Origin of the sequence: Janthinobacterium sp. FT14W (genome assembly GCF_009208755.1) — a bacterium.
GTDB lineage: Bacteria > Pseudomonadota > Gammaproteobacteria > Burkholderiales > Burkholderiaceae_D > Janthinobacterium > Janthinobacterium violaceinigrum.
The window spans coordinates 1-11962 of record NZ_WFLL01000046.1; the positions used below are offsets into that span (position 1 = coordinate 1).

General features: G+C 58.7%; 8 protein-coding genes. 4 read left to right on the forward strand and 4 right to left on the reverse strand.

The features are described 5' to 3' along the window. Window positions 1-123 precede the first annotated feature (123 nt). Window positions 124-1755: an NAD(P)/FAD-dependent oxidoreductase gene (locus GCN74_RS23490; protein WP_152258904.1), complete on the reverse strand. Its 1632-nt coding sequence runs from the start codon at window positions 1753-1755 to the stop codon at window positions 124-126. A gap of 417 nt (window positions 1756-2172) precedes the next feature. Between GCN74_RS23490 and GCN74_RS23495 the strand changes: the two genes are divergently transcribed. Both GCN74_RS23495 and GCN74_RS23500 read left to right on the forward strand, forming a co-directional pair. Beyond that, window positions 2173-2961, forward strand: a complete 789-nt coding sequence (locus tag GCN74_RS23495) for a tetratricopeptide repeat protein (RefSeq protein WP_152258905.1) — start codon at window positions 2173-2175, stop codon at window positions 2959-2961. 581 nt (window positions 2962-3542) lie between these two features. Then, a complete protein-coding gene (locus GCN74_RS23500; RefSeq protein WP_152258906.1) occupies window positions 3543-6608 on the forward strand; it encodes a carboxypeptidase regulatory-like domain-containing protein in 3066 nt (1021 codons plus the stop codon). A 154-nt stretch (window positions 6609-6762) separates the two neighbouring features. On the opposite strand, the gene GCN74_RS23505 is transcribed toward GCN74_RS23500, so the two are convergent. Continuing rightward, entirely contained in the window at window positions 6763-7500 is a 738-nt protein-coding gene (locus GCN74_RS23505) for a 16S rRNA (uracil(1498)-N(3))-methyltransferase (protein ID WP_152258907.1), read from the reverse strand. A gap of 188 nt (window positions 7501-7688) precedes the next feature. Here GCN74_RS23505 and tkt point away from each other — a divergent pair, with 188 nt between their 5' ends. Together tkt and gap are read left to right on the forward strand one after the other, a co-directional pair. Next, window positions 7689-9686, forward strand: coding sequence for a transketolase (tkt, locus tag GCN74_RS23510; protein ID WP_152258908.1), 1998 nt, complete (start codon window positions 7689-7691; stop codon window positions 9684-9686). Window positions 9687-9787: 101 nt separating this feature from the next. Next, window positions 9788-10798 carry a type I glyceraldehyde-3-phosphate dehydrogenase gene (gene gap, locus GCN74_RS23515; protein WP_152258909.1) on the forward strand — a complete coding sequence of 337 codons (1011 nt, stop codon included), beginning with the start codon at window positions 9788-9790 and terminating at the stop codon, window positions 10796-10798. A 57-nt stretch (window positions 10799-10855) separates the two neighbouring features. Here gap and GCN74_RS23520 read toward each other — a convergent pair whose 3' ends face one another. After that, window positions 10856-11044, reverse strand: a complete 189-nt coding sequence (locus GCN74_RS23520) for a hypothetical protein (RefSeq protein WP_152258910.1) — start codon at window positions 11042-11044, stop codon at window positions 10856-10858. 135 nt (window positions 11045-11179) lie between these two features. Continuing rightward, the gene (locus tag GCN74_RS23525) at window positions 11180-11959 is read right to left on the reverse strand and encodes a YoaK family protein (RefSeq protein WP_152258911.1); all 780 of its coding nucleotides are present in this window, start codon (window positions 11957-11959) and stop codon (window positions 11180-11182) included. Between the last annotated feature and the right edge of the window lie 3 nt (window positions 11960-11962).

Below are 11962 nucleotides of genomic sequence, written 5' to 3' on the forward strand. Positions count from 1 at the left end.
TGCCCACATGCTCAAGGAATGGAATCATCACTACAACTGGCACCGGCCGCATCAGGGCATTGCTGGCAAGGCCCCGATGTCACGGCTCGGATCTAGTCCGAATAACCTCTTGCAACTTCACACCTAGCGGCGCGCCGCCATCGACAAGGCCACCGCTTCGGCAACCTTGATGCCGTCGACGGCGGCCGACAGGATGCCGCCCGCATAGCCGGCGCCTTCGCCGGCGGGGAACAGGCCGCGCGTGTTCAGGCTTTGCAGGTCGTCGTCGCGGCGCTTGATGCGGATCGGCGACGAGGTGCGCGTTTCCACGCCCGTCAGCACGGCGTCGGCCTTGTAGTAGCCCTTGATCTGCTTGTTGAATGCAGGAAACGCTTCACGCAGGGCCGTGATCGCATATTCGGGCAAGGATGGCGCCAGGTCCGTCAGGTGCACGGCCGGCTTGTACGACGGCACCACGCTGCCGAATTCCGTCGAGGCGCGGCCCGCCACGAAGTCGCCGACTAACTGCCCTGGCGCATCGTAGTTGCCGCCGCCCAGGGCGAACGCCCGCTCTTCCAGTTCGCGCTGCAGGGCGATGCCGGCCAGCGGGTCACCCGGATAGTCGGCCGGCGTGATGCCGACGACGATGGCGCTGTTGGCGTTGCGCTCGTTGCGCGAGTACTGGCTCATGCCGTTCGTCACCAGGCGGCCCGGTTCGGAGGCGGCCGCCACCACCGTGCCGCCCGGGCACATGCAGAAGCTGTAGACGGAGCGGCCGTTGCTGGCGTGATGCACGAGCTTGTAGTCGGCCGCGCCCAGGATAGGGTGGCCGGCGCTGGGGCCGAAGCGGCAGCTGTCGATCAGGGACTGCGGGTGTTCCACGCGGAAACCGATCGAGAACGGTTTCGCCTCGATGTACACGCCGCGGCGGTGCAGCATCTCAAAGGTGTCGCGCGCGCTGTGGCCGATGGCCAGCACGACGTGGTTGCTGGCGATGGTTTCGCCATTGTCCAGCACCACGCCGCGCACCTGGCCGCCATCGGCGCCTGGCACGATGTCGAGATCGACCACTTTGCTGCTGAAGCGGTATTCGCCGCCCAGCCGCTCGATATTGGCGCGCATTTCTTCCACCATCTTGACCAGGCGGAAGGTGCCGATGTGCGGCTTGCTCACATACATGATTTCCTCGGGCGCACCGGCCTTGACGAATTCCGTCAATACCTTGCGGCCGTAGTGCTTGGGATCCTTGATCTGGCTGTACAGCTTGCCATCCGAAAAGGTGCCGGCGCCGCCTTCGCCGAACTGCACGTTCGACTCCGGGTTCAGCTCGCGCTTGCGCCAGAAGCCGAAGGTGTCGACCGTGCGTTCGCGCACCTGCTTGCCCCGCTCGAGGATCAGGGGGCGCAAGCCCATCTGTGCCAGGATCAGCGCCACGAACAGGCCGCACGGGCCCGTGCCGATGACGATGGGGCGCGGTTCGTTCGTGTGGCCGGCCAGCTGTTCGCCGCCGGCAACGAATTTGTAGTCGGTATCGGGCGCGGGCATCAGGTGGATGTCGTGGCTGAGGCGCGCCAGCACGGCCGCTTCGTTCTTGATCTCGACATGCAGGGAGTAAATCAACACCACAGCGCTGCGCTTGCGCGCGTCATAGCTGCGCTTGAAGACGGTAAAGCCGAGCAAATCGGCGGTATCGATGCCCAGGCGCGCCAGGATGGCGGCGGGCAGGGCCGCTTCGTCGTGTTCGAGGGGGAGTTTTACTTCGTTGAGTCGCAACATAATGGTGGGTCCGAGGTTGGGGGCTGTCTAGGCCCCATGGTGAATGCGTGTGGTGTGGCAAGGCGCTATTTTACCCGGACTCCCCGGGCTATCGGCAATGGACAACGATGATAACGGGAGGATTGTCAACGATTTTTTGGTGGAAATGACAATGTGGCTTGGAGTGAATGTAATTTTTTTGCAACAAAATCTGCGCCAGTGCATATTTTTCAGCTCCTCTTTGTTGCTGTGTGGCACTCTGTAGGCACGCTGGAAAATGTCTTTTTGGGTAATTTTCAAGAAAATTACAAATTGCAAAATAATAAATTGTGTCTTAGCATTAACTGCTGATACGCGCGCACCGCACTGATCCGGTGGCAAGCGTCCTCAAGTGATCAGCCAGGGTTTGAGTCTCTAATTTTCTTAACGGGCGTGAAGATGAAAAAAATAACTTTAGTCATGTTGTTGCTGGCCGGGTTCGGCGCTGCGCAAGCGGATGAATTGAGCGATGCGCAGAAATTATGGGATAACAAGGATTTTTACAAATCCTTTCAGATTTTTAATAAATTAGCCGAGGCCGGGAATGTGAATGCTCAGCTGCAGCTCGGTGAAATGTACGGCTTTGGCGAAGGAACGGCCGAGGATACGGAAAAGGCCGCTTACTGGCTGAAGCAGGCTGCCGCGAAAGGGCATCCGGAAGCTGCCGCGTCGCTGGCGCTGGTGCAGGAGCGCAAGGCCCATCACGCCGACATCGCCTACTACACGACGAACTTTGACGGCGGTAGCGCCGCGTATTCCCGCTACGGTTGCGAGCGCCCTCAAATTCCCGCGCAATCGACCAGCAATGAAGATATTCGCAAAGTGAATGCCAAGATAAATACCTGGACCGAATGTTACGGGCGTTTTATCGTTAATTTGCGTAGCGTTGCTGCCGCAGATAAAACCATCAAGCCGGAAATTCTCAAGCTGATGAATAATGATGAATTTACCCGTTCCGCTGCCTTGATTAATAAAGTCTACGGTAATATCTTGACGGAAGCGGCAGCGATAGAGCAGGGCATTTCCAATGAGAGCAGCGCCTGGAAAAAATCGACCGAATCATATGCTGCCGCATACGATAAGAAGCTGGTGCAGGATAAAATAAACTCGGATAATGAAATCCGGGTATTGGAGACGACAAGAAGAGATTTGGAACATAATATTTTCACGACTTCATACAAGAAATAAGAACCCGCACCTTTCCGCATGAAACCAGAAGCGTAGATCCGAGAGAATGTTGTATTGTTGCAACGTCAAGATCTCCGCTTCTGTCCCCCTCCTGCTTTTCCACCGGCGCCATCGCGCCCATCCACGGTCTGCCTGCCCCTATGTTGCGCTGCCACTTCGGTGCATTTTGACAAGGCAAAAACGCCTCAAAGCCCATGATTGGGCGCGAGCTGAAGTTGGTTTTTCGTATATACATATTCTTTATTTTGCATTGCACCAAAATGGTGCGCATATGCTCCATTTCAGACACCTCTTCCTGTCAAAACAGCCCCTTGCGAGTTGTTGCTTTTACGCACAAACCAGAAGCTATTGTATTGACACTAACGCGGCCAATATGGTTTTATGTATTGCTTAAGCGAATGATTTTTTTCTAAAAACAATTCGTTTGGGGATCTGCGCTATCAGTGTGGGTTGAGAGTGAAATTAATTGAAAACTAAAACCGGAAATAAAAAACGTATTGAACATGATTTAGTGCTTAACTTTGTCGGGTCTCTCTATCAGAGGTACCCCATAACACTTAATATAATAATTAGGAAACCACATGTTTAGAAAAACTGTTTTAGTACGCGCGCTGTCCATCGCGTTTAGTGCGGCCACCCTGACCGCTGCCGTGGTTCCTGCAGCCATGGCTCAATCGAACGCTGCCGGTAACATCTACGGTAACGTCGAAGCCGCCGCTGGCAGCACGGTTGTTCTGCTGAATACGGACACGGGCGCCAAGCGTACCGTGGTGCCAGACGCATCGGGCCGCTATTTCGCCACCGCCTTGCCTCCAGGCCACTACAAAGTGGAACTGGTACGTGATGGCCAAGTCAGCAAAACGGTCGAAGTCGATGTTCTGGTTGGCCAGGGTGTGGATGCATCGTTTGTCACCGCAACGGCTGCCTCCGGCGTGCAAGCGGTTCAAGTGACCGGCCGCCGCAACCGTATCGACGTGTCCAGCTCCAACAATGGCGCGACCTTTACCGCCAAAGAACTGGCCCGTCTGCCTATCGCGCAAAACGTTGCAGCGATTATTCAGCTGGCACCAAACACCACCCGTGCCGACTCGCGCTACGCGGCCGGTGCTTCCTTCGGTGGTGGCGGCGCGTCTGAAAATGCGTACTACATCAATGGTTTCCCTGTTACCAACCCACTGACACAGCTGGGCGCATCGGAACTGCCTTTCGGCGCGATTGCCCAGGCACAGATCCTGACCGGCGGCTTCGGCGCCGAGTTCGGCCGTTCCGTTGGCGGCGTGGTCAATATCACGACCAAGAGCGGTACCAATAATTGGGAATTTGGCGCCAGCGTCAGTATCGAGCCGGACAATCTGCGCGCGAAATATCGCGACAGCTACTACCCGGTAACGGGCCGTCCGGAAAATGCAACGACCGATGGCACCCTGTTCCGTCGCAACTCGGAAAACAGCAAGACTGAAAAGACCTACGGTGCTTACGTCGGTGGTCCGATCATCAAGGACAAGCTGTTCATGTTCACTGCGATCGAAACCAAGAAAACCGACTGGGAACGCATCAACGGCACCCGTACCTCGGCGTCGAATGCGGCCACCGGCTTTGCATCGAACCAGGATACGATCGACCGCTACATCGCCAAGTTCGACTGGAACATCACGGACAATCATCGCCTGGAAGCCACCTTCCTGGGTGATGAAGGCAAGTCGGACCGCCAACTGTACGCATACGACTACGCAACGGCTCTGCGCGGCGCGCAAACGGCATCGCAGCACTATACAAATGATGCAACGTTCTCGCCTAACGTCGGCGCCGAATCGCAAATTCTGCGCTACACGGGTAATCTGACCGATGACCTGACTGTTACCGCCGTGTATGGCGAAAGCAAAACCAAGAACAAGAACCGCTTTGATGCAGTCGGCAGCGCTCCTGCGGATATCTTTGCGATCACCGCGCCTTCGAACGCCCGCGTACCTGGCCTGAACTATTCCAGCCCGCAAGTGCTGAGCGGCGTGATTCCTGGTAATGATGCGCAAAGCAAGATCAAGTCGTCGCGTATCGACTTGGAATACAAACTGGGCAAGCACACGATCCGTGGCGGCTTGGACAACAACAAGCTGTCGTCCGTGAATGCGGGTGATGTGCAAGCTGGTGGCGGTCTGTGGACCTACGGCAAGGTTGCCAATCCACTGGTAGCGACCAACTTCGGCGGCGGCTATCGCGTGCCGGTGGCCAGCGGCGGCGGCCTGGGTACCCAGGGTTACTATGTTGGCAGCACGCTGTACAACACGCTGACCAACGCGTTCTCGGATCAGTCGGCTCAGTACATCGAAGACCGCTACCAGGCAACGAAAGACCTGTTGGTAACTGTTGGCCTGCGCAGCGAATCGTTTAAAAACAAAAACGGTGACGGCGAAACCTTCTTGGAAATCAAGAACCAGCTGTCTCCACGTCTGGCTGCTGCCTGGGACGTGAACGGTGATGCATCGTTGAAAGTGTACGGTAGCGTTGGTCGTTACGCCGTGCAAATCCCGACCCACTTGGCTGTGCGTGGTGCGAGCCGCTCGTTGTTCACCAACCAGTATTACACCTATACCGGTACCGATCAGTACGGTCGTCCGACGGGTCTGACGGCTCTGACGCCTGAGTTCTCGACGAACAACGAACTGGGCCAATCGAAAGATGTCAAGACCCTGAGCGCGATCGATATCAAGCCTACGTACCAGGATGAACTGACGGTCGGTTTCGAGAAAGCCTACTCGCCTAGTCTGAATTTCGGCGCTAAAGTGACCTATCGTAAGCTGCGTCAAACGATCGATGACTTCTGCGATGACCGTCAGATCTATGCTTTCGCTGCCGCCAAAGGCATCGATACGTCGAACTACGGCGGCTTTAACTGCGCTTCGTTCAATCCAGGCGAAGACAACAGCTTCTGGGTCGATTTCGCTGGTACGCAATCGAACTACACCCGCGTTGACCTGAAAGCTGCCGATATCGGTTTCGATAAAGCCAAGCGTACGTACACGGCACTCGATCTGTTTGCGGAACATCCGATGCGCAACGGCTGGTATGGCCGTATCAACTACACGTGGTCGCGCAGCACGGGTAACACCGAAGGTCAAACCCGTTCGGACAATGCACAAACTGACGTGGCTGCAACTTCGAGCTGGGATAACAAGGAACTGATGATCGGCGCGGATGGCTTGCTGCCAAACAACCGTACCCATCAGATCAAAGCCTTCGGTTTCTATGAGCTGACCAATCAGATCAGCGTCGGCGGCAATGCTCTGATCGCTTCCGGTCGTCCACGCAGCTGCTTCGGTAACCGTCCTGACCTGCCAGCAGACGTAGCGAACTACGGTTCGGTCTACTTCTACTGCGATGGCAAGGAAGCGCCACGCGGCACCTTCGGCAAATTGCCATGGGATGTGCGTTTCGATGCCAACGTGACCTACCGTCCAGAGCAAATCAACGGCCTGGCTTTGAAAGTGGATGTGTTTAACGTGTTTAACAAACAAACGGCACAAACCATCGACGAAACCTACAACGTTGCTCGTGGTAACTACAACGTCAGCCAAACGTACGGCCGCGTCATCAGCTACACCGCTCCACGCGCTGTGAAACTGACCGCAGAGTACAACTACAAGTTTTAATCGACTTGGAGAGGCCTTGCTCATGTGAATGGGCAAGGCAAGCATGAAAAAACCGCCGGTGCAAGCCGGCGGTTTTTTTTATGGCCCTGTCATCCTCAGCCGTGGGAGTGTTCCCGTGGATGAAGGGGCAAGGCCGTGCCTTGCAAGCTGCTGATTACATCCCGCCCCACAAGGCGCCCAGCGTGGCCAGCGCCGTCAGGCCCGCCGTTTCCGTGCGCAGGATGCGCGGTCCCATGGACAAGCCGATGGCGCCGGCGGCCATGGCCGCCTTTTCTTCCGCTTCCGAAAATCCGCCTTCCGGTCCCACCATCACGGTGATCGCCTGCGGCGGCTGGTGACGGGCCCAGTCGGCCAGCGACTGCTGCGCGCGCGGCGTCAGAATGATGCGCTTGTTGTTGTTATTCGATAAATCTTGCTGGCTGCTCCAGTGATTGAAATCCTGTAACGGCGCCAGCTGCGCCAGGCGGTTGCGGCCACACTGTTCCGAGGCGGAAACGATGATGGCTTGCCAATGAGCCAGTTTCTTCTCGGCCCGTTCGGCGGACAGGCGCACCACGCAGCGTTGCGCCGACAGCGGCACGATGCCGGCCGCGCCCAGTTCGATGGCTTTTTCGATGATCCAGTCCATTTTCGACGCTTCCGGCAGCGCCTGCGCCAGAGTCACGGCGTAGGGCAGTTCCGCCTCGCGCGCCACGTGCGCCTGTATCTGCGCCGTCACGCTGCGCTTGGCCACCGCCACCAGGCTGGCCTGCACTTCGCCGCCTTCGCCATTGAACAGGGTGATGAGGTCGCCCGGCGCCAGGCGCACGACCTGGATATGGTGGGCGACAGCCTCCGGCAGGGAGACGGTGGTGCCGGCGACGAGCGGCTGGGGGCAGAAAAAACGCGGCATGCAAATCCTAGATTGAGCGAAATATGGATGGGAAAGAGGTCAAAGTATAGCCATTTGGCGGGCCGGTACGCCGCAATTCTAATTTGCGGCCCCCCAGTCTGGTAAAATAGTCGACTACAGAAAGCAGCCGGCTTCCCTGTCCGCGCTGTTGCAAACGAATTCCAAACTCGCGACTGACCCATACCATCATGACAACTACGCTCCCGACTACCAAAATGGCCAATGCGATCCGCGCACTGGCAATGGATGCTGTACAAAAGGCCAATTCCGGCCATCCAGGCATGCCGATGGGCATGGCCGAGATCGCAGTTGCCCTGTGGAGTGGTCACTATCGCCACAATCCCGCGAATCCAAAATGGCAGAACCGCGACCGTTTCCTGTTGTCGAACGGCCACGGCTCCATGCTGCACTACGCGCTGCTGCACCTGACGGGCTACGACCTGTCGATGGATGACATCAAGGCCTTCCGCCAGATGCATTCGAAAACCCCGGGCCACCCGGAAGTCGATATCACGCCAGGCGTGGAAACGACCACCGGCCCGCTGGGCCAGGGCATCGCCAACGCCGTCGGCATGGCCCTGTCGGAGCAACTGCTGGCTGCTGAATTCAACCAGCCTGGCCACGACATCGTCAATCACTACACCTACGCCTTCGTCGGCGATGGTTGCCTGATGGAAGGTATTTCGCACGAAGTGTGCGCGCTGGCCGGCACTCTGGGCTTGAACAAGCTGATCGCCCTGTACGATGACAACGGCATTTCCATCGACGGCAAAGTCGAAGGCTGGTTCACGGACGACACCCCGGCCCGCTTCGAAGCGTACGGCTGGAACGTCATCCGCGCCGTCGACGGCCACGATGTCGCCGCCGTGGCTGCCGCCATCGCCGCCGCCAAGACCGCATCGAAACCAACCTTGATCTGCTGCAAGACCATCATCGGCAAGGGTTCGCCGAACCTGCAGGGCGGCGACAAGGTCCACGGTGCCGCGCTGGGCGACAAGGAAATCGCTGCCGTACGCGAATACATCGGCTGGGATGCCGCCCCGTTCGAGATGCCGGCCGACGTGTACGCAGCCTGGGATGCCAAGAAACAAGGCGCCCTGCTGGAAGCGGACTGGAACGAGCGTTTCGCCGCCTATGGCCGCGAATTCCCGCAGCAAGCCGCGGAACTGAGCCGCCGCATGCAGGGCGACCTGCCACAGGCATTCGAAGCGGCGTTGAGCGCCGCCATCGCTTCCTGCGTCGAGAAGAAAGAAAACATCGCCACCCGCAAGGCCAGCCAGAACGCCATCCAGGCGCTGGCGTCGTCCCTGCCGGAATTCCTGGGCGGCTCGGCCGACCTGACCGGTTCGAACCTGACCAACTGGAAAGAGTGCGTGGCCGTGCGTTCGGGCCAGCCTGGCAACCATATCAACTACGGCGTGCGCGAATTCGGCATGAGCGCCATCATGAACGGCATCACCTTGCACGGCGGCTACATCCCGTTCGGCGCCACGTTCCTCACGTTCTCCGACTACAGCCGCAATGCGCTGCGCATGGCGGCCCTGATGAAACTGCGTTCGATCTTCGTGTTCACCCACGATTCGATCGGCCTGGGCGAAGACGGCCCGACGCACCAATCGGTCGAGCACGTCTCGTCGATGCGTCTGATCCCGAACCTGGACAACTGGCGTCCGTGCGACACCGTCGAGTCGGCTGCTGCCTGGGGCGCCGCCGTGCGCCGCAAGGATGGTCCGTCGACCCTGATCTTCTCGCGCCAGAACCTGCCGTACCAGGAGCGCAGCGCCGAACAGATCGAGAACATCTTCCGCGGCGGCTATGTGCTGAATGACGTGCTTGACGCCAAGGCGATCCTGATCGCCACCGGTTCCGAAGTGGAACTGGCCGTGGCCGCCGCCAGCGCGCTCGCTTCGGAAGGCATCGCCGTGCGCGTGGTGTCGATGCCGTCGACCGACGTGTATGACCGCCAGGACGCCGCCTACAAGGCCAGCGTGCTGACGAAGGGCTTGCCGCGCGTGGCCATCGAAGCGGGCGTGACCAGCTTCTGGTACAAATACGTGGGCCTGGAAGGTGCCGTGGTCGGTATCGACACGTTTGGCGAATCGGCTCCGGCCGGCGTGCTGTTCAAGCACTTCGGCTTCACGGTCGACAACGTCGTGGCCAAGGTCAAAGCCGTCATCGCCGGCTAATCGGCCTACTCGTTTCCGCCGCCAGCGCTCCGCAGATGGGCGCGGCGGCGAGCAGATTTTTTTAATGTGCTTAGTACTTTCTATTCAATCAGGAGCAGAGTATGACGATCAAAGTTGCAATCAACGGCTACGGCCGCATCGGCCGTAATGTGTTGCGCGCTTTCTACGAAGGCGGCAAGAAACAGGATATCCAGATCGTTGCCATCAACGACCTGGGCGATGCCAAATCGAACGCCCACCTGACCCGCTACGACACCGCGCACGGCAAGTTCCCTGGCACGGTTACCGTCGAAGGCGACAACATGATCGTCAATGGCGATCCGATCCGCGTATTCGCACAGCGCAATCCCGCTGAAATCCCATGGGGCGAGCTGGGCGTGGACGTCGTGCTCGAGTGCACGGGCTTCTTCACCACCAAAGAGAAAGCTTCGGCTCACTTGAAGGGCGGCGCGAAAAAAGTCATCATCTCGGCACCAGGCGGCAAGGACGTCGATGCTACCGTCGTGTTCGGCGTGAACCATTCCGTGCTGAAAGCCACGGATACCGTCATCTCGAACGCATCGTGCACCACCAACTGCCTGGCACCGCTGGTCAAGCCGCTCAACGACGCCATCGGCATCGAAACGGGCCTGATGACCACCGTGCACGCCTACACCAATGACCAGGTGCTGTCCGACGTGATGCATGAAGACCTGCGCCGCGCCCGTTCGGCCACCATGAGCATGATCCCGACCAAGACGGGCGCCGCCGCCGCCGTTGGCCTGGTCCTGCCTGAGCTGAATGGCAAACTGGACGGCTTCGCCATCCGCGTGCCGACCATCAACGTGTCGCTGGTCGACCTGTCCTTCATCGCCAAGCGCGACACCACCGTGGAAGAAGTCAACGCGCTGATGAAAGCCGCTTCGGAAGGCGCCCTGGAAGGCATCCTGACGTACCAGACCGAACCGCTGGTATCGATCGACTTCAACCACAACCCCGCTTCGTCGAACTTCGATTCGACCCTGACCAAAGTGTCGGGCCGCCTGGTGAAAGTGTCGTCGTGGTACGACAACGAGTGGGGTTTCTCGAACCGCATGCTCGACACCACCGTTGCACTGATGTCGGCCAAGTAATTCTTTGACCGCATGAAAAAACGCCCTCCGGGGCGTTTTTTTTCGTCCCTTGCCCGCTTATTCCTTCGGTTCGCACTGATTGCGCCACTGTTCGCACGATGCCTCGACGCCCTGGTAGCACATATTGAGGATGTAGTCGCAGTTATCCGACGGAATCCATGCGCGCACGGCGGCCGTGCTGGAGAATGAAGCGGCGGCGCCGGCGGCGATGGCAAAGACAAACAGGGCTTTTTTAATGGACATCATTTTTCTCGCTTTCATCATTGGACAACGGTAGGGTGTCGAATCAAAAGACCATCCAGCCGGGCTTGGTCGGCCCGCCGGATGCAGAAAAATATTAGCATTAAAACCAGTTAATAATTGCCATAAAGAAAAATATTTCTACTGACGCAAGGTGCGCAGGCGGCGCCGGTAGAAGCGCCACAGCAGGCGCAAGTCGCGCAGCACGGGCACGCCGGACAGCAGGGTCAGCACGCCGGCGAGGATGATGGTGGCGGCAGGAAAGCCGATGTGCTTGAAGGCCAGTGCGCCGCTGACGCCGCCGATGAAGAAGCAGGCGATCAGCAGGCTGTGCGTCCGGAGCTTGCCCCGGTTCACCTTGACCACGCGGTCCGGCAAGGCGCGCCGGTTGTAATACGCCATCTTGCCCAGTTCGATGCCGATATCGGTCGACAGGCCCGTCACGTGGGTGGTGCGGATGACGGCGCCTGAAATCTTGGTGATGATGGCATTTTGCAAGCCCATGACAAAGCACAACAGCAAGATGGTGACGGGGCCCAGCACGTCGGGCATGGCCGCCAGGTAATTGCCCGTCAGGCCGAACAGCAATAACAGGGCCGCTTCCAGCAGCAGGCTGGCGGCAAACTGGCTGTGCAAGCGGCGCCGCTTGCCCCAGTTCACCATGATGGCCGTCACGGCCGCGCCGCTGACGAAAGCCAGCCAGGCGCCCAGCGCGGCCAGCGCCAGCGTGATATTGCCGAGCGCCAGGTCATCGGCCATGCCGGAGACGATGCCCGTCATGTGCGAGGTATAGCCGCCGATGGCGAGAAAGCCGCCCGCATTCACGGCGCCGGCCACCAGCGCCAGCACGCAGCCCAGTTGCAGGTTGGCTTGCGTATCGCGCGCCGCGCCGCTCAGGCGGGACAGGTAATGGAGCGGCATGTC

Bases quoted from the DNA above. Each gene is read 5' to 3' on its own strand.
- GCN74_RS23490 (WP_152258904.1), bottom strand. From the start codon at position 1,755: ATGTTGCGACTCAACGAAGTAAAACTCCCCCTCGAACACGACGAAGCG.
- GCN74_RS23495 (WP_152258905.1), top strand. From the start codon at position 2,173: ATGAAAAAAATAACTTTAGTCATGTTGTTGCTGGCCGGGTTCGGCGCT.
- GCN74_RS23500 (WP_152258906.1), top strand. From the start codon at position 3,543: ATGTTTAGAAAAACTGTTTTAGTACGCGCGCTGTCCATCGCGTTTAGT.
- GCN74_RS23505 (WP_152258907.1), bottom strand. From the start codon at position 7,500: ATGCCGCGTTTTTTCTGCCCCCAGCCGCTCGTCGCCGGCACCACCGTC.
- tkt (WP_152258908.1), top strand. From the start codon at position 7,689: ATGACAACTACGCTCCCGACTACCAAAATGGCCAATGCGATCCGCGCA.
- gap (WP_152258909.1), top strand. From the start codon at position 9,788: ATGACGATCAAAGTTGCAATCAACGGCTACGGCCGCATCGGCCGTAAT.
- GCN74_RS23520 (WP_152258910.1), bottom strand. From the start codon at position 11,044: ATGATGTCCATTAAAAAAGCCCTGTTTGTCTTTGCCATCGCCGCCGGC.
- GCN74_RS23525 (WP_152258911.1), bottom strand. From the start codon at position 11,959: ATGCCGCTCCATTACCTGTCCCGCCTGAGCGGCGCGGCGCGCGATACG.